Source organism: Aquibium sp. ELW1220 (assembly GCF_030398385.1).
GTDB lineage: Bacteria > Pseudomonadota > Alphaproteobacteria > Rhizobiales > Rhizobiaceae > Aquibium.
Window position 1 is genome coordinate 21539 of the sequence record NZ_JAOAOQ010000010.1, and the last position, 17336, is coordinate 38874.

The window sequence follows — 17336 nt, forward strand, 5'->3', positions numbered from 1 at the left end:
CATCAGGAGACTGCCATGAAGATGCCGGAGACGATCGGCCTCGTCCATTTCATCGGGATCGGCGGGATCGGCATGAGCGGCATCGCAGAGGCGCTGCACAGCCTGGGCTATCGGGTCCAGGGGTCCGACCAGTCCGACGGCGCCAATGTGCAGCGCCTGCGCGACAAGGGCATCGCGGTCTTCGTCGGCCATGCGGCGGAGAACCTCGGCGATTCGGAAGTGGTGGTGGTCTCGACGGCCATCCGCAAGACGAATCCCGAACTGCTCGCCGCCCGCGAGCGGCTGCTGCCGATCGTGCGACGGGCGGAAATGCTCGCCGAACTGATGCGCTTCCGCCAGGCGGTGGCGATCGGCGGGACGCATGGCAAGACCACGACCACCTCCATGGTGGCGGCACTGCTCGACGCCGGCGGGCTCGACCCGACCGTGATCAATGGCGGCATCATCAACGCCTACGGCACCAATGCGCGGATGGGTGCGGGCGACTGGATGGTGGTGGAGGCCGACGAGAGCGACGGCACGTTCCTGAAACTGCCTGCCGAAATCGCGGTCGTCACCAACATCGACCCCGAGCACCTCGACCACTACGGCAGCTTCGACAAGGTGCGCGAGGCCTTCCGCCAGTTCGTCGAGAACGTGCCGTTCTACGGCTTCGGCGTGATGTGCATCGATCATCCCGAGGTGCAGGCGCTGGTTTCACGCATCGAGGACCGCCGCGTCGTCACCTATGGCGGCAATCCGCAGGCGGCGGTGCGCTTCCGCAACATCGAGACCGATGCCAGCGGCTGCCGGTTCGACGTGACCATCCGGGACCGCAAGACGGGCGCCGTGGCCGAGATCGAGGGTCTGAGGCTGCCGATGCCCGGCCACCACAACGTCTCGAACGCGACGGCCGCCATCGCCGTCGCACACGAACTGGGTATCTCGGCGGACGCCATCCGAAAGGGGCTCCTGGGCTTCAGCGGCGTCAAGCGCCGCTTCACGCCGACGGGCGAGTGGAACGGCGTGCGCGTCTTCGACGACTACGGGCACCATCCCGTCGAGATCAAGGCGGTGCTGCGGGCCGCACGCGAATCTGCGCCCGGCCGCGTCATCGCGATCGCGCAGCCGCACCGCTTCACCCGGCTGCGCGACCTGTTCGACGACTTCTCGTCCTGCTTCAACGAGGCCGATACGGTGATGATCGCGCCCGTCTACACCGCGGGCGAGGAGCCGATCGAGGGCATCACGTCGGAAGCGCTCGTCTCGCGCATCCGGTCGGGCGGGCATCGCGATGCGCGCTTCATCGCCGGCCCGGAGGCGATCGCCCCGGCCATCCGGGACATGGCGAAGGCGGGCGACTTCGTCGTCTTCCTCGGCGCCGGCAACATCACGCAGTGGGCCTACCAGCTGCCCAAGAACCTCGAGGCGGGGACATGAGGGGCGGCGCGGAGCTTCTCGACCGGTTTAGCGACCGGCTGTCTGGCCTGCGCGGACGTCTGACGCCCGACGCGGCGATGGACAAGATCACGTGGTTCCGGGCGGGCGGCACGGCCGACGTCCTCTTCCACCCGGCCGACGAGGACGATCTGGCCGCTTTCCTGAGGGCGGTGCCGAACGAGGTGCCGCTGACGGTCGTCGGCATCGGCTCCAACCTGCTCGTGCGCGAGGGCGGCATCCGCGGCTTCGTGGTGCGTCTCTCGGCCAGGGGTTTCGGCGAGGCGGAAGCGATCGCGCCGACGCGGATCCGGGCCGGCGCCTCGACGCCGGACAAGCGCGTGGCGCAGGTGGCGCTCGATGCCGGGATCGGCGGCTTCCACTTCTACCACGGTATTCCCGGCTCGATCGGCGGCGCGCTGCGCATGAATGCCGGGGCGAACGGCGTCGAGACGCGCGAGCGCGTGGTCGAGGTGAGGGCACTCGACCGCGGCGGCAAGCTGCACGTTCTCGACAATGCCGCGATGGGCTATGCCTACCGTCACTCGGCGGCGCCGAAGGATCTGATCTTCACCTCCGCGATCTTCGAGGGATTGCCGGCAGACCGCGACGCGATCCGCAAGGCGATGGACGAGGTCCAGCACCACCGCGAGACGGTGCAGCCGATCCGCGAGAAGACGGGCGGCTCGACCTTCAAGAACCCGCCGGGCACGTCTGCCTGGAAGGAGATCGACAAGGCCGGATGCCGCGGCCTGATGATCGGCGGGGCGCAGATCTCGCCGATGCACTGCAACTTCATGATAAACACCGGCAACGCCACCGGCTATGATCTCGAGTATCTGGGCGAGACGGTGCGGGCGCGGGTGCTGGAGACATCCGGCATCCGGCTCGAATGGGAAATCAAGCGGATCGGCGAGTTCCGGCCCGGTCACGAAGTCCAGCCCTATCTGGGGCAGCTTCTCTGACGGTGCAGGCTGCCGGTCCGGGCTTATCTGGACCATGGCGGGACGGGGCCGGCGGCCGATGCGGACATATTTCTGGGTCGCAAGGCGAAGTCGGATCGCGCCGGGACGCGGTCAGCTGACGCGCTGAGTTGAATGGGGGCGGGTGGGGGGCTCGCTCGGGGGGACGGCTCAGCCGAGCGCACCCGGCATGCTCCCTCCGCCGCTTGGATGGATCGGAACGGTATCCTGGACAGTCTCCTGCACGGCGTCTTCGCCCTCGATTTCATACAGGCGATCCGGATCAACAAGATCCCGCTGCTGGAACTGGCGCGCACGCCATTCGCCCTCAATCTCGGCGTGCTCGGCGTCGCCGTGGTCTATTTCTGTCGGCAGCAGGATGTCCGTGCAGGGCTGATCGCGCTCAGCCTGGCTTGCCTGCTCGTGATGACCGGGCTGATCTTCACGACGCTGCTCCTCGCCGCCTGCGTCCTGGTTTTCGTCCTGGCGCGGGTGCTGCAGCGATGGGCGCTGCACCGGGGTGGCGCCGGCCTGCCGCTGCTGGCCGGGTGGGTGGTGGTGAACGCCTTCTACGCACCGCTGTTCTTCACCATCCTTCCGACGTTCGAAGGCTTCATGACGGTGGGCGAACTGGTCCTCTTCTGGGGGCCGGCCTTTGTCGTCTTCCGGTCACTGCACTACATCCACCTGGCCAGCAAGAGCCGGGTCGACCTGTACGAGCCGGGGGCCTTCGTCCGGTTCGTGCACTTCATCGTGCACTTCCCGTCCTTCTGGTTCGGCCCCTACCAGAAGTTCAAGCAGTTCAGCGGCGAGGTGGACAGCTGCAAAGAGCGGCAGACGGTGGGGAACCAGCTCAGGGGCTGGCTGCGCATCCTCATCGGCGTCGCGAAGTTCCTGGTGGTCTTCCATTTGTTCAACCTCGACCATTTCTATCCCAACGGCTATTTCGGTCCCTTCGCGGACGCGCTCTTCGCCAATGCGGGAACAGCCGATCCCGGGCATCTGTGGCTGATGCTCTACCTGTTCATGCTGCGCATCATGATCTTCATCTCCGCGCTCAGCGACGGCGTCATCGGCATGAACCTGCTGATGGGAATCCGGGTACCGGAGAACTCGAACTGGCCGCTGTTCTCGCGCGACATCCTCGAATTCTGGCGGCGCTGGCACATCCAGGCCGGCGTCTTCCTGCGCGAGGAGGTGTTCTTTCCCGTGGGCGGCCTGCGCAAGGCGCGGCTCGGCTTCTTCTGCGTCTTCGCCTACAGCGGATTCTGGCATTTCCCGTCGCTGAGCGCCGCGCTCGCCTTTCCGGTCCTGCAGATCGTGCTGATCGAGCTCACGACGGGGTGGCACGCCTTCTGGAAGCGGCACGAGGCGCGTGGCGACAGGATCCATGCGATCGGCAGGCGCTACCGGCTCTACAACTCCTGGCCGTCGGCCATCGCCGGCATGGTGTTCGTGTTCCACACCAACGTCTTCTCGGTGGTCTTCATCCACGATCACTTCTTCGGCGGCGGACTGATCCTGCCCCGCATGTTCGGATTCTAGCGCCTCCGAGGGCTGTCCGGCAGCGCTCGGAATCGGATGCGGATCCCGGGCATATTCAACTTGGCGTAAGCTCCGGACGTTCAGGGGTTGCCACGCTATTCATCCTCTGATTCCTATGGTGCTACAGCGTTTCCGGGTTTGATTCGTGCACGCGTCGGTCGCGTACCTTCTGGGGTCCCGTTCCCCGGAACGGCACGATTCATGCCGGGATTCGCTTTTGTGCGGCCCGCGAGAGAGGGAAAGTCGGGGGTATGTCGAAGAAGCATGTAGCCGTTCTGATGGGAGGGTTCTCGTCCGAACGGCCCGTGTCGCTCTCCTCCGGAAACGCCTGCGCAGATGCGCTCGAGGCCGAGGGATATCCCGTCACCCGGGTGGACGTCGGTCGCGACGTGGTGGAGGTCCTCTCGCGGCTGCGCCCCGAGGTTGCCTTCAATGCGCTGCACGGCCCCTTCGGCGAGGACGGCACGATCCAGGGCGTGCTCGAATATCTGGAAATTCCCTACACCCATTCCGGCGTGCTGGCCTCCGCGCTCTCCATGGACAAGGAGCGGGCCAAGAAGGTCGCGCGTGCCGCTGGGATTCCGGTCGCCGAATCACGGGTGATGAACCGCTTCGACATCGGCCACGAGCATCCGATGAAGCCGCCCTACGTGGTCAAGCCGGTGCGGGAGGGATCCAGCTTCGGCGTGGTGATCGTGAAGGAGGGGCAGGCCAATCCGCCGCAGGTCATCGGCTCCACGGACTGGAAATACGGCGACGTCGTCATGGTCGAGCGATTCGTGCACGGGCGTGAGCTGACATGCGCCGTGATGGGTGACGTTGCGCTCGGCGTGACCGAGATCGTGCCGCTCGGCCACGCCTTCTACGACTATGATGCAAAGTATGCCGCCGGCGGTTCAAAACACGAATGCCCGGCAAAAATTTCACCGAATATTTACCAAAAAATACAGACACTGTCTCTCAAGGCGCATCAAGCCATGGGCTGTCGCGGCGTGAGTCGATCCGATTTCCGATATGACGACCGCTTCTCCGAAAACGGAGAGGTGATCTGGCTGGAAATCAACACGCAGCCCGGGATGACGCCGACATCGCTGGTGCCCGAGATCGCCGCACATGCCGGCCATCGATTTGGTGAACTCTTGAGTTGGATGGTGGAGGACGCTTCGTGTTTGCGCTGAGAACCGGACGGGATCTGCAGGCGCCGCTCGCGCGGTCGTCCGGCACGGCCTCTGCACGGTCCGGCACGGGCGTGTTGCCGCGCTACCTGCGGCGGCCTGCCCGCCTGCTCGGCCGGCTGACCTCGGGAGAGGTCGAGGCGCCGCGCTTCGCCGGCCTGATGCTGGCCGGCGGCCTGTTTGCCGCCACCGCCCTCTACGGCATGGCGCTCGGCGGGCACTATCCGCAGGTGGTGCAGAGTTTCACCGCCCACAGCGGCTTTGCGGTCGACGACGTGCGCGTGTCGGGAAATCGCGAGGTCTCCGACATCGACGTCCTGCAGGTTCTTTCCCTCGACGGCTGGACCTCGCTGATCGGTCTTGGCGCCGACGAGGTGCGCGAGCGCGTCGTGGCGCTGCCCTGGGTCGAGAGTGCCACCGTGCGCAAGGTCTACCCGACCACCCTCGAGATATCGCTCGTCGAGAAACAGCCCTTTGCGATCTGGCAGCACGACGGCGAGCTTTCGCTGGTCGAGCGCTCGGGCGCGCCGATCGTTCCCTTCACCAGCGAGCGTTTCGCGTCGCTGCCGCTGGTCGTCGGCGAGGGCGCTGCCCAGCGTGCGGGCGGCATCGTCTCGCTCGTGGCCGATCATCCCACGCTGGCCCGGCGCGTGCGCGGCTACGTGCGCATCGCCGATCGGCGCTGGGACCTGCGGCTCGACAACGGCGTCGTGCTGAAGCTGCCGGAGACGGGCGAGGCCAAGGCGCTCGACTGGCTGATGTCGGTCGAGGAGAGCGATTCCCTGCTGTCGCGCGACATCGCGGCCGTGGACCTGCGGCTTTCGGACCGGCTGGTCGTCCAGTTGACGCCGGAAGGGCTGAAGCAGCGGGAGGCCGACGTGAAGGCCATGCAGAAGGCCGAGAAGGCAGCGGGACGGCGCACATGAGCTGGCTTGGTGGAAACGTCTCCAACACGTCGCGACGCTCCGGCATCGTGACGGTCCTCGACATCGGGTCGAGCAAGATCTGCTGCATCATCGGCAAACTGAAGCCGATCGAGCCGGGCGAGTCGCTGCGCGGCCGCACGCACCAGGTGCGCGTCATCGGCATCGGCCATCAGAAGTCGCAGGGCGTGAAGTCCGGCATGATCGTCGATCTCGATCGCGCCGAACAGGCGATCCGGCTGGCGGTGGACGCGGCGGAGCGGATGGCGGGACTGACGGTCGATTCTTTGATCGTCAACCTGTCGGCCGGTCGGCTGAAGAGCCAGATCTCGACCGCGACCGTCAATCTCGGCGGCCACGAGGTGGATGCCTCCGACATCACCAAGGTGCTGGCTGCGGGCGCCAAGCAGGCGCTGCAGGTGGAGCGCGAGCTGGTGCATTCGCTGGCCACGGGCTTTTCGCTCGACGGCGAAAGGGGCATCCGCGACCCGCGCGGCATGCTGGGCGAGACGCTCGGCGTCGACATGCACGTGCTGACCGGCGACGCCGCGCCGATCCGCAACATGGAGCTCTGCATCAACCGGTCGCACCTGTCGGTCGAGCGCATGGTGGCGACGCCCTACGCGAGCGGGCTCGCGGCACTGGTCGACGACGAGGCGGAACTGGGCGCTGCCTGCATCGATCTCGGCGGCGGAACCACGACGATCTCCGTCTTCTCCGAAGGCAAGTTCATCCATGCCGATTCGCTTCCGGTGGGCGGCATCCACGTCACCCTCGATCTCGCCCGCGGACTGTCGTCGAGCGTCGAGACCGCAGAGCGCTTCAAGGTGATGCACGGTTCGGCATTGCCGACGGGCGCCGACGATCGCGACGTCGTCAACGTTCCGCCGGTGGGCGCCGAGGAGGGCGACATGCCGCTGCAGGTGCCGCGCTCGGTCATGACGCGCATCATCCGCGCCCGCGTCGAGGAGACGCTGGAACTGGTGCGCGACCGGCTCGCCCAGTCTGGCTTCGGCCCGACGGTGGGCAAGCGTGTGGTTTTGACGGGCGGGGCCAGCCAGCTGTCGGGACTGCCGGATGCTGCCCGCCGCATTCTCGGCCGCAACGTGCGTGTCGGACGGCCGCTGGGGGTTGCCGGACTACCCGAAGCGGCCAAGGGGCCAGCCTTCTCTTCGGCGGTGGGTCTAATGATCTATCCGCAGGTCGCCTCCTTCGAAAGCGGCCGCGTGACGGGTTTCCTGCGTATGCGCTCCACCGGAACCGGGGGACGACTGGAGCGCGTGGGACAGTGGTTGAAAGACAGTTTCTAGAATCGAGGGGCTTGCCCCAGGCGGCCGCGGCGGCGTTGCGGCAAGACAAGGCGAAAAGGACGAGGACATGACGATCAATCTTCAGAAGCCGGACATCACCGAGCTCAAGCCGCGCATCACGGTCTTCGGCGTCGGCGGCGGCGGCGGCAATGCGGTCAACAACATGATCAATGCGGGCCTGCGCGGCGTCGAGTTCGTGGTCGCGAACACCGATGCGCAGGCGCTGACGATGTCGCGGGCCGAGCGCCTGATCCAGCTCGGCGCGCACGTGACGGAAGGCCTGGGCGCGGGGTCGCAGCCCGAGGTCGGACGCGCGGCCGCCGAAGAGTGCATCGACGAGATCGTCGACCACCTGGCCGGCACGCATATGTGCTTCGTCACCGCCGGCATGGGCGGCGGCACGGGTACCGGCGCGGCCCCGGTCGTGGCGCGTGCGGCGCGCGAGAAGGGCATCCTCACCGTCGGCGTCGTCACCAAGCCGTTCCACTTCGAGGGCCAGCGCCGGATGAAGACGGCCGACATCGGCATCGAGGAGCTGCAGAAGAACGTCGACACGCTGATCGTCATCCCGAACCAGAACCTGTTCCGGATCGCCAACGACAAGACCACCTTCGCCGACGCCTTCTCGATGGCCGACCAGGTGCTCTATTCGGGCGTCGCCTGCATCACCGACCTGATGGTCAAGGAAGGCCTGATCAACCTCGACTTCGCCGACGTCCGCTCGGTGATGCGCGAGATGGGCAAGGCGATGATGGGCACCGGCGAGGCTTCCGGCGAGGGCCGCGCGATGGCCGCTGCCGAGGCGGCGATCGCCAACCCGCTGCTCGACGAATCGTCGATGAAGGGCGCGCGCGGGCTGCTGATCTCGATCACCGGCGGCCGTGACCTGACCCTGTTCGAGGTCGACGAGGCCGCGACCCGCATCCGCGAGGAAGTGGACCAGGACGCCAACATCATCCTGGGCGCGACCTTCGACGAGGACCTGGAAGGCGTGATCCGCGTGTCGGTGGTCGCCACCGGCATCGACAAGAAGGCGCACGAGATTTCGGCCGCGCCGATCGAGATCCGCCAGGTGCCGAAGCCGCAGCCGCGGCCGGTTCAGCAGGCCGAGATCCGCCCGGTTCCCGTGGCGGCGGCGCCCGCGCCGGCGCCCGTGCAGCAGCACTACGAGGCACCGGCAGCGCAGCAGGCGATGGACAGCGATCCGGTGTCGGAGGCGATCCGCGAGGCCGAGCGCACCAGCCTGCGCCCCGCCGCGCCGGCCGACGACTTCATGCCGCAGAACCGCTTGTTCCGCGCCCCGGCCCCCGAGCCGCAGCCGCAGCCGCGGCCGATGATGCAGCCGGCCGCCCAGGCGCCGGTGCAGCGGCCGGAGCCGGTCATGCAGCAGCCGCGCATGCCGCGCGTCGAGGACTTCCCGCCGCTGGTGAAGGCGGAGATGGACGCGCAGCAGAACGCCCGCGCCGCCGCGGCGGCGGCAGCAGCTGCTGCTGCCGAGCCGGTCGAGGACCGTGGGCCGATGAGCGGGCTCCTGAAGCGCCTGACGGCCGGTCTGTCGTCGCGGCGCGACGAGGATGTCGCCCGCCCGAAGCCGGCAGCGCCGCGCGAGCCGCAGTTCGTGCAGCCGCAGGCCGAATCACGCCGCCTGTCGGGTCCCGACGCCCAGCTCTACGCACCGCGCCGGGGCCAGCTGGACGATCATGGTCGCCTCGTTCCGGCTCAGCGGGCCGTCAGCGATGACGATCAGCTGGAGATTCCCGCGTTCCTTCGCCGCCAGGCGAACTGACCTTCGCGGGCGTCCGTTGACGATGCGCTAACAAATGAGCGGAACGGCTGTGAACCAGCCGTTCCGTTTTTTTATAGAGCCTTTTGAAATCATAGCTTTGCACCCGGAAGTTCAACCTGGATTGGCGTAACAGAAGGTAAGAAACCGTGATTTGGCGACTCCCTGCGGCATCTTTATCTTCGCGACCAATCGAGAGCTTCCGGCGTGTGGGTTTGGGGATACCGGTCGCTCGTAACCTTGCGAGACAAGAACCGCAGCCGATCGGCACAAGCGGTCCTGAACGGGGCGGGATCATGGGGATAGAGTTGCACGACTATCAGACGACCCTCAACTCGCGTGCCACCCTTTCGGGCGTCGGCGTCCATAGCGGCAAGCCGGTCACCCTTCATCTCAATCCCGCGGATGCCGATACCGGCGTCATCTTCAATTGCAGCACGGACGGCGACGATTGCCGCGAGATCCGGGGCCTTGTCTCGGAGATCGGCGGGACCGACCTCTGCACCGTGCTCGGCGACACCGATGGCGTGCACGTCGCCACCGTCGAGCATCTGATGGCCGCGCTGTTTGCGCTCGGCGTGGACAATGTCAGCATCGACATCGACGGGTCGGAAGTGCCGATCCTCGACGGATCGAGCGAGCTCTTCGTCGAGGCCATCGAGCAGGCCGGGCTGCGCCAGCTCGCCTCCAAGCGCCGCTACATCCGGGTCATCAAGCCGATCCGCATCGAGAAGGGCGGCTCCTGGGCGGAGTTCCTGCCCTATACCGGCACACGCTTCGAGGTGGAGATCGATTTCGAATCGCCTTCGATCGGCCGCCAGCTCTATGCCGGTGACATCACGGCGGAGGCCTTCAAGCGCGATATCGCCCGGGCCCGCACCTTCGGCTTCATGAAGGACGTGGAGCGGCTTTGGGCTGCGGGCTACGCGCTCGGTTCGTCGCTGGAGAATTCCGTCGTCATCGGCGACGACGACCGCGTGATCAATCTGGAAGGCCTGCGCTACGAGGACGAGTTCGTGCGCCACAAGACGCTGGACGCGATGGGCGACCTTGCGCTTGCCGGTGCCCGCTTCATCGGCTGCTTCCGCTCCTATCGCGGCGGCCACAAGCTGAACGCGACGGCGCTTCGCCGCCTTCTCTCCGACCGCAGCGCCTTCGAGATCGTCGAGACGACCCGCCGCGAGCGCGGCCGTGCCGCCGAGCTGATCGCCGTCAACGCGCCGGTTTTCGCTCCCTGGGCGCTCTGAGCGGCTCGCGCCGCCCGATTTTCGCCTGACGCTTTGCCTCTCCTTTCGCCAGCACGATCGTCCTGCGATGATCGGAAGCGGTCCGCGTTCCGGGCGTGTGCGACGGGCCCAGCAACGGCAAATGTGACCGGGCCGGGGTCGCCGTGCCACAAAAAAGCGCGAAAGAACGGCGATAGCGTTGTTCCCCGGGGACGGGTATGATTTATGGCCACGGGTGCCGGCTTGCGCTCGCGCCAGAGGGAATTGAGCGAACGATGATCTCCAAGCGGACTGCCGGACCGGCACGATTGACACTGCTCGCGGCGCCGATGGTGGCGGTGAGCCTGCTGGTGTCGGGCTGCATGTCCGAGAAGGACCTCGACCTGACGAGCTATGTCGAGGACGTGGAGCCCGCGGACGCCCTGTACAACCAGGGTCTCGCCAACCTCGAGGCCGGGCGCCTGAAGGAGGCCGTGGCCAAGTTCCAGGCGATCGACCGGCAGCACCCCTATTCGGAGTTCGCGCGCAAGGCGCTGGTGATGACCGCCTTCGCCCAGTACCGGCAGGGGAATTACGAGGATTCGATCGCGAACGCCTCCCGCTTCGTCAATCTCTATCCGTCGCATCCCGATGCGGCCTATGCGCAGTACATCGTCGGCCTCAGCTGGTTCCGCCAGATCCGCGACGTGACGCAGGACCAGAAGGAAGCGCGCCGCACCGTCGAGGCGATGGACGAGGTGATCACGCGCTGGCCCGATTCGCAGTATGTCGAGGACGCCAAGGCCAAGAAGCGCTTCGGCCGCGACCAGCTGGCCGGCAAGGAAATGCAGATCGGCCGCTATTATCTCGAGCGCCGCGAGTACATCGCCTCGGTGAAGCGCTTCCGCTATGTCGTCGAGGTCTACTCCGACACGCGGCACGTGGAGGAGGCGCTGGCCCGCCTGACCGAGACCTACTACGCCATGGGGCTGGTGTCGGAAGCGCAGACGGCGGCCGCCGTGCTCGGCCACAATTACCCCGACAGCCCTTGGTACCGCGATTCCTACAAGCTGCTGCAGACGGGCGGCCTCGAGCCGCGCGAGAACCGCGGCTCGTGGATCTCGAAGGCCGGAGCCATGCTGGTCGGCAGCTGACCGGCGCGGAACGCGCATGCTCGTCCAACTGTCGATCCGCGATATCGTCCTGATCGAAAAGCTGGACATCGAGTTCGCGCGCGGCCTGTCGGTGCTGACCGGCGAGACGGGTGCCGGCAAGTCCATCCTTCTCGACGCGCTGTCGCTCGCACTCGGCGGGCGCGGCGATGCCTCGCTCGTCAGACACGGATCGGCACAGGGCCAGGTCACGGCCGTCTTCGACGTGCCGCTCGACCATCCCGCCCGCCGCCTGATCGCCGACAACGCCATCGAGGACGAGGGCGACATCCTGCTTCGCCGTGTCCAGAACGCCGACGGCCGCTCGCGCGTCTTCGTCAACGATCGGCCGGCCAGCGTTGCGCTGATGCGCGACATCGGCCGGGCGCTCGTGGAGATCCACGGCCAGCACGACGAGCGCGCGCTGGTGGACGCGGACGCGCATCGCGATGTTCTCGACCAGTTTGGCGGTCACGGCGCGGACGTGGTTTCCGTCCGAAAGGCCTTCGGGGGCTGGCGGCAGGCCGAGCAGGAACTCGCCCGGCATCGCGCCCGCGTCGAGGCGGCCGCGCGCGAGGCCGACTATCTTCGCGCTTCCGTCGAGGAATTGCGCAAGCTCGACCCGCGCGAGGGCGAGGAGACCGATCTGGCCGGCGTGCGCGCCCAGATGATGAAGGCGGAGAAGATCGCCTCCGACATCGGCGAGGCGCAGGAGGTGTTTTCGGGCAACCAGTCGCCGGTGCCGGTGCTCGCCAGCCTGTTGCGCCGCCTCGAGCGGAAGGCACAGGAAGTGCCGGGCATGCTCGACGACGTGGTGAAGTCGCTCGACGAGGCACTCATGTCGCTCGACGCCGCGCAGACCGGGATCGACGCCGCCATGCGCGCCTCGGAATATGATCCGCGCGTGCTGGAGCAGACCGAAGAGCGGCTGTTTGCGCTGCGCGCTGCCGCCCGCAAGCACAATGTCGCCGTCGACGCGCTGCCCGTCCTGCGCGACCGCATGACGGCCGACCTCGCCGATCTCGACGCGGGCGAGGAGCGGCTGGGCGGGCTGGAGAAGGCTGCGCTGGAGACCCGAGCCGCCTATGACGCGGCAGCCCGGCGGCTTTCGGCGTTGCGGCGGGATGCGGCCGAGGCGCTGGCCGGCGCGGTGATGGCCGAACTGCCGGCGCTGAAGCTCGAGCGCGCGGCCTTCCTCGTCGAGATCGCCTCCGAACCGGACGACCGGCGGGAGGAGGGGATCGACCAGGTCGAGTTCTGGGTGCGGACCAATCCGGGATCGCGGCCGGGGCCGATGGCGAAGATCGCTTCCGGCGGCGAGCTGTCGCGCTTCCTCCTGGCGCTCAAGGTGGCCCTGGCCGACCGCGGCTCGGCGCCGACGCTCGTCTTCGACGAGATCGACACCGGTGTGGGCGGCGCAGTGGCCGATGCGATCGGCGCGCGGCTGGCTAGGCTGGCGGAACGCGTGCAGGTCCTGTCGGTCACGCACGCGCCGCAGGTGGCCGCGCGCGCCGCGACGCATTTCCTGATCTCGAAGTCCGGCGCGGACCGCGTGTCGACCGGGGTCGCTCAGCTGCCGCGTCCGGCCCGCCAGGAAGAGATCGCCCGCATGCTCGCGGGTGCCACCATCACCGACGAGGCACGCGCGGCCGCGGGGCGGCTTCTGGCCGAGACGGAGTAGGGGACTTCGTCCGCCTCGCCGCGCGAGGCGCCGTCATGAGACGTCAGCTTCGCCGCCGTCCCTCTTGAACCCTCGGCTCGCGGCTGCCTAGAGTCGGCCGTTCGCAGACAATCCGGAAACCTCGCCATGACCCTTTCCGCCAAGCCGGTCGAGACACTGACGCTCGAGGAGGCGGCCGACGAATCGAAGCGGCTGGCGGCGGAGGTGGCGCGCCACGATGAACTCTACCACGGCAAGGATGCGCCGGAGATTACCGACGCGGAATACGACGCGCTGCGCCGCCGCCTGCTGGCGCTGGAGGAGGCCTATCCGGAGCTGGCGAGTGCGGCGTCGCCGACGCGCAGCGTTGGCGCTGCGCCCTCCGGCACCTTCTCCGAGGTGCGGCATGCCAAGCCCATGCTGTCACTCGACAACGTGTTCTCCGACGCGGACGTGGCGGATTTCGTCGGCTCCGTGCGGCGCTTCCTGTCGCTGTCAGCGGAAGCCGAACTCGTCTTCACCGCCGAACCGAAGATCGACGGACTGTCGATGTCGCTGCGCTACGAGAAGGGGCGGCTGGTGACGGCGGCCACCCGCGGCGACGGCACGACGGGCGAGAACGTCACGGCCAACATCCGCACCATCGACGAGATCCCGGACGAACTGCCGGCCGGCGTTCCCGACGTGATCGAGGTGCGGGGCGAGGTCTACATGCGCCGCGACGACTTCATGGCGCTGAACGCCCGCATGGCCGAGAACGGCCAGCCGGCCTTCGCCAACCCCCGCAACTCGGCCGCCGGCAGCCTGCGCCAGAAGAACCCGGAGGTGACGAAGTCGCGGCCGCTGAAGTTCTTCGCCTATGCCTGGGGCGAGACGAGCGCGCCGCTGGCGGGGACGCAGTTCGACGCCGTCCAGGCCTTCCGCGACTGGGGCTTCCAGACCAACGATCTGATGGTTCGCTGCGCCTCGCTGGACGAGATGATCGCCCACTACCGTGCGATCGAGGCCGGGCGGGCGGCGCTGCCCTACGACATCGACGGGGTAGTCTACAAGGTCGACCGGCTCGACCTGCAGGAGCGGCTCGGTTTCCGCTCGCGCTCGCCGCGCTGGGCCACCGCGCACAAGTTTCCGGCCGAGAAGGCGACGACGGTGGTGGAGCGGATCGACATCCAGGTCGGCCGCACCGGGGCGATGACGCCGGTGGCGCGGCTTTCGCCGGTGACGGTCGGCGGCGTGGTCGTCACCAACGCCACGCTGCACAACGAGGACTACATCCAGGGGATCGGCAATTCCGGCGAGCGGATCCGCCCGGAGGGACATGACATCCGCGAGGGCGACACGGTGGTCGTGCAGCGCGCCGGCGACGTCATCCCGCAGATCCTCGACGTGGTGACGGACAGACCGCGCGGGCCGACGCCCTATGTGTTTCCGCACAGCTGCCCGGTCTGCGGCAGCCACGCGGTGCGCGAGGAGGACGAGGCGGTGTGGCGCTGCAGCGGCGGGCTGGTGTGCCCGGCGCAGGCGATGGAGCGGCTGCGCCACTTCGTGTCGCGCAACGCCATGGACATCGAGGGGCTGGGCGAAAAGCAGATCGAGTTCTTCTTCACCACCGACAAGCCGGCGCAGCGAATCGCCACGCCCGCCGACATCTTCACGCTCAGGACGCGCCAGGAGGCGCTTCCCGACACGCTGGACGGCTCGCTGCAGCGGCTCGACAAGGTGGAGGGCTTCGGCGAGGTATCGGTGCGCAAGCTCTTCGCGGCCATCGACGAGCGGCGGCAGGTGGCGCTGTCGCGCTTCCTCTTCGCGCTCGGCATCCGCCACATCGGCGAAACCAACGCCAAGCGGCTGGCGCGGCATTTCCTGTCCTTTGCCCGGCTGCGGGAGGCGGCCGAGAGGGCGGTGCCGCCGCAGGGCAAGGGCGATCCGGGCAACGAGGACTGGCGCGAGATCGTCGGCGTCAACGGCATCGGCGACGTGGTGGCGGAAGCGCTGGTCGACTTTTTCGCCGAGGGCCACAACCGCGAGGCCGTCGACGCGCTGCTGGCGGCCGGGGCGACGCCGCTCGACGAGGAGCCGGTGGGCGCCGTGTCCTCGCCCGTGGCGGGCAAGACCGTCGTCTTCACCGGTGCGCTGGAGCGGATGTCGCGCGACGAGGCCAAGGCGATGGCGGAGCGGTTCGGCGCCAAGGTGGCCGGCTCGGTGTCGAAGAAGACCGACCTCGTGGTGGCCGGCCCGGGCGCCGGCTCGAAGCTCAAGCAGGCGACCGATCTCGGCATCGAGGTGATCGACGAGGATGCGTGGTTCGAACGCGTCGGCGGGTAGGGGCGGAGCTACGGTTGGTCGACCTGCCGTGCAAGGCGGCGGGAGAAACCGGCGAATCGATCCCGCCTCGACGACAAAACGCCGTTGCGCGCGGGCGAACGACTGTGTATGTAGCCGCTCGCGCCTAGGGGTATAGCTCAGTTGGTAGAGCGGCGGTCTCCAAAACCGCAGGTCGCAGGTTCGAGCCCTGCTGCCCCTGCCAGCGCCCGGAAGCCGGTCACACGGCCGTCACCGGCGCATGGGAACGTCCTGGAACGAGCGATCTGTGCAATGCGGCCCCTGATCGGGCTACGGAGCGAGCGGCTGCTCGGGAACAATTTCCACATCCGCACTTGCGTGCCGACGGAATCGTCTTTATGTAGCGCTATCCAGACAAGCGGTGCGTGGAGCCACGATCGGCTTTACGTGCCTTTATTGCATGGGCGGATGATCGCTTCCCCGGAAAGTGGTTGTTCCTCGTGATAAGGCAAGTTTCCCGTTTCGCGGGACGATCCAGAAGACCCGGTCCACGGGTTCCTGAAAGCAGAGCGGCAGATGGCGTCGAAGACTTCGAATCCCTTCACCTTCCTTCAGCAGGTGCGTCAGGAGACGGCGAAGGTCACGTGGCCGTCCCGCCGCGAAACTCTGATCTCCACCATCATGGTTCTGGCCTTCGCGTTCATCGCCGCGATCTTCTTCTTCGCCGCGGACCAGATCATGGCTCTGGGCGTCGAGCTGATACTCGGCATCGGTCGATAACGCCGGCGACTAAGGAGAGCACCTGACATGACTGCGCGGTGGTACATCGTCCACGCCTATTCGAATTTCGAGAAGAAGGTCGCCGAGGACATCGAGCACCAGGCCAAGCGAAAGGGCCTGTCGGACCAGATCGAGCAGATCGTGGTCCCGACCGAGAAGGTCGTCGAGATCCGCCGCGGCCGCAAGGTCGACTCGGAGCGCAAGTTCTTCCCGGGCTACGTGCTCGTGCGGGCGAACCTCTCCGACGCCGTCTTCTCGCTGATCAAGAACACGCCGAAGGTCACCGGCTTCCTGGGCGACTCGCGCCCGGTGCCGATCACCGACGCCGAGGCCGACCGCATCCTGCACCAGGTGCAGGAGGGCGTGGAGCGACCCAAGCCCTCGATCACCTTCGAGATCGGCGAGCAGGTGCGCGTCTCCGACGGCCCGTTCGCGTCGTTCAACGGCTTCGTCCAGGAAGTGGACGAGGAGCGGTCGCGCCTCAAGGTCGAGGTGTCGATCTTCGGACGGGCCGTCCCGGTCGATCTGGAATTCGGTCAGGTCGAAAAGGGCTGACCGGATAACCCCGCCCGGCTAAGGCCGGCGGGTGAGGCGGGGCCATCGGCTCCGATTGGAATGGGTGGAAGGGACAGGGGGCTGAAGCCGGCCCCGGACCCGCACCACCCGACTGCAACGCCGGATGAAGCCGGCATAACCAGGGCAGAAGAGAAATGGCTAAGAAGATCGTGGGCCAGCTCAAGCTCCAGGTCAAAGCGGGATCGGCGACGCCGTCGCCCCCGATCGGCCCGGCGCTCGGTCAGCGTGGCATCAACATCATGGAGTTCTGCAAGGCGTTCAACGCCCAGACCCAGGAGCTCGAGAAGGGTCAGCCGACCCCGGTGGTCATCACCTACTACCAGGACAAGTCGTTCACCTTCGTCATGAAGACGCCGCCGGTGAGCTACTTCCTCAAGAAGGCCGCGAACCTGCAGTCCGGCTCCAAGGAGCCCGGCAAGGTCAAGGCCGGCGAGATCTCCCGCGACAAGATCCGCGAGATCGCCGAGAAGAAGATGAAGGACCTGAACGCCAACGACGTCGACGCAGCGATGCGCATGGTCGAAGGCTCCGCCCGTTCGATGGGCCTCGAGGTGGTGGGGTAAGATC

The 17336-nt window shown here is 67.3% G+C and carries 14 protein-coding genes and 1 tRNA gene; all 15 read left to right on the top strand.

Annotated features, from left to right (window positions below; genetic code table 11):
• The first annotated feature begins 15 nt into the window (after positions 1 to 15).
• The 15 genes from murC (at position 16) to rplK (ending at position 17332) form a co-directional block, all read left to right on the top strand.
• A complete protein-coding gene (murC, locus tag N1F91_RS11400) occupies positions 16 to 1419 on the top strand; it encodes a UDP-N-acetylmuramate--L-alanine ligase (protein ID WP_289992260.1) in 1404 nt (467 codons plus the stop codon).
• Positions 1416 to 2381, top strand: a complete 966-nt coding sequence (gene murB, locus N1F91_RS11405) for a UDP-N-acetylmuramate dehydrogenase (protein WP_289992261.1) — start codon at positions 1416 to 1418, stop codon at positions 2379 to 2381. The genes murC and murB overlap by 4 nt, the downstream gene beginning before the upstream one ends.
• A 207-nt stretch (positions 2382 to 2588) precedes the next feature.
• Positions 2589 to 3923: an MBOAT family O-acyltransferase gene (locus N1F91_RS11410; RefSeq protein ID WP_289992263.1), complete on the top strand. Its 1335-nt coding sequence runs from the start codon at positions 2589 to 2591 to the stop codon at positions 3921 to 3923.
• Between the two features lie 251 nt (positions 3924 to 4174).
• A complete protein-coding gene (locus N1F91_RS11415) occupies positions 4175 to 5101 on the top strand; it encodes a D-alanine--D-alanine ligase (RefSeq protein WP_289992265.1) in 927 nt (308 codons plus the stop codon).
• On the top strand, positions 5089 to 6024 hold the full coding sequence (locus tag N1F91_RS11420) for a cell division protein FtsQ/DivIB (protein ID WP_289992268.1): 936 nt from the start codon (positions 5089 to 5091) through the stop codon (positions 6022 to 6024). The genes N1F91_RS11415 and N1F91_RS11420 overlap by 13 nt, the downstream gene beginning before the upstream one ends.
• Positions 6021 to 7331 (top strand): cell division protein FtsA, encoded by a 1311-nt coding sequence (ftsA, locus tag N1F91_RS11425; protein WP_289992269.1) that lies wholly within the window; start codon positions 6021 to 6023, stop codon positions 7329 to 7331. Before N1F91_RS11420 ends, ftsA begins: the two co-directional genes overlap by 4 nt.
• A 67-nt stretch (positions 7332 to 7398) precedes the next feature.
• Positions 7399 to 9117 carry a cell division protein FtsZ gene (ftsZ, locus tag N1F91_RS11430; RefSeq protein ID WP_289992271.1) on the top strand — a complete coding sequence of 573 codons (1719 nt, stop codon included), beginning with the start codon at positions 7399 to 7401 and terminating at the stop codon, positions 9115 to 9117.
• A 293-nt stretch (positions 9118 to 9410) separates the two neighbouring features.
• Positions 9411 to 10361: a UDP-3-O-acyl-N-acetylglucosamine deacetylase gene (gene lpxC, locus N1F91_RS11435; protein WP_289992273.1), complete on the top strand. Its 951-nt coding sequence runs from the start codon at positions 9411 to 9413 to the stop codon at positions 10359 to 10361.
• 254 nt (positions 10362 to 10615) lie between these two features.
• The gene (locus N1F91_RS11440) at positions 10616 to 11473 is read left to right on the top strand and encodes an outer membrane protein assembly factor BamD (protein ID WP_289992274.1); all 858 of its coding nucleotides are present in this window, start codon (positions 10616 to 10618) and stop codon (positions 11471 to 11473) included.
• A gap of 16 nt (positions 11474 to 11489) precedes the next feature.
• The gene (gene recN, locus N1F91_RS11445) at positions 11490 to 13151 is read left to right on the top strand and encodes a DNA repair protein RecN (RefSeq protein WP_289992276.1); all 1662 of its coding nucleotides are present in this window, start codon (positions 11490 to 11492) and stop codon (positions 13149 to 13151) included.
• A gap of 126 nt (positions 13152 to 13277) precedes the next feature.
• A complete protein-coding gene (gene ligA / locus N1F91_RS11450; RefSeq protein ID WP_289992277.1) occupies positions 13278 to 15455 on the top strand; it encodes an NAD-dependent DNA ligase LigA in 2178 nt (725 codons plus the stop codon).
• 126 nt (positions 15456 to 15581) lie between these two features.
• A tRNA-Trp gene (locus N1F91_RS11455) sits at positions 15582 to 15657 on the top strand.
• 332 nt (positions 15658 to 15989) lie between these two features.
• A complete protein-coding gene (gene secE, locus N1F91_RS11460; protein WP_187972051.1) occupies positions 15990 to 16193 on the top strand; it encodes a preprotein translocase subunit SecE in 204 nt (67 codons plus the stop codon).
• Between the two features lie 27 nt (positions 16194 to 16220).
• Positions 16221 to 16748 carry a transcription termination/antitermination protein NusG gene (gene nusG, locus N1F91_RS11465; RefSeq protein WP_289992278.1) on the top strand — a complete coding sequence of 176 codons (528 nt, stop codon included), beginning with the start codon at positions 16221 to 16223 and terminating at the stop codon, positions 16746 to 16748.
• Positions 16749 to 16903: 155 nt separating this feature from the next.
• On the top strand, positions 16904 to 17332 hold the full coding sequence (rplK, locus tag N1F91_RS11470) for a 50S ribosomal protein L11 (RefSeq protein ID WP_289992279.1): 429 nt from the start codon (positions 16904 to 16906) through the stop codon (positions 17330 to 17332).
• Positions 17333 to 17336 lie beyond the last annotated feature (4 nt).

What these genes read in the sequence shown, in the direction of transcription:
- murC (WP_289992260.1), top strand. Translation starts at nt 16, where the DNA reads ATGAAGATGCCGGAGACGATCGGCCTCGTCCATTTCATCGGGATCGGC.
- murB (WP_289992261.1), top strand. Translation starts at nt 1,416, where the DNA reads ATGAGGGGCGGCGCGGAGCTTCTCGACCGGTTTAGCGACCGGCTGTCT.
- N1F91_RS11410 (WP_289992263.1), top strand. Translation starts at nt 2,589, where the DNA reads ATGGATCGGAACGGTATCCTGGACAGTCTCCTGCACGGCGTCTTCGCC.
- N1F91_RS11415 (WP_289992265.1), top strand. Translation starts at nt 4,175, where the DNA reads ATGTCGAAGAAGCATGTAGCCGTTCTGATGGGAGGGTTCTCGTCCGAA.
- ftsA (WP_289992269.1), top strand. Translation starts at nt 6,021, where the DNA reads ATGAGCTGGCTTGGTGGAAACGTCTCCAACACGTCGCGACGCTCCGGC.
- ftsZ (WP_289992271.1), top strand. Translation starts at nt 7,399, where the DNA reads ATGACGATCAATCTTCAGAAGCCGGACATCACCGAGCTCAAGCCGCGC.
- lpxC (WP_289992273.1), top strand. Translation starts at nt 9,411, where the DNA reads ATGGGGATAGAGTTGCACGACTATCAGACGACCCTCAACTCGCGTGCC.
- N1F91_RS11440 (WP_289992274.1), top strand. Translation starts at nt 10,616, where the DNA reads ATGATCTCCAAGCGGACTGCCGGACCGGCACGATTGACACTGCTCGCG.
- recN (WP_289992276.1), top strand. Translation starts at nt 11,490, where the DNA reads ATGCTCGTCCAACTGTCGATCCGCGATATCGTCCTGATCGAAAAGCTG.
- ligA (WP_289992277.1), top strand. Translation starts at nt 13,278, where the DNA reads ATGACCCTTTCCGCCAAGCCGGTCGAGACACTGACGCTCGAGGAGGCG.
- secE (WP_187972051.1), top strand. Translation starts at nt 15,990, where the DNA reads ATGGCGTCGAAGACTTCGAATCCCTTCACCTTCCTTCAGCAGGTGCGT.
- nusG (WP_289992278.1), top strand. Translation starts at nt 16,221, where the DNA reads ATGACTGCGCGGTGGTACATCGTCCACGCCTATTCGAATTTCGAGAAG.
- rplK (WP_289992279.1), top strand. Translation starts at nt 16,904, where the DNA reads ATGGCTAAGAAGATCGTGGGCCAGCTCAAGCTCCAGGTCAAAGCGGGA.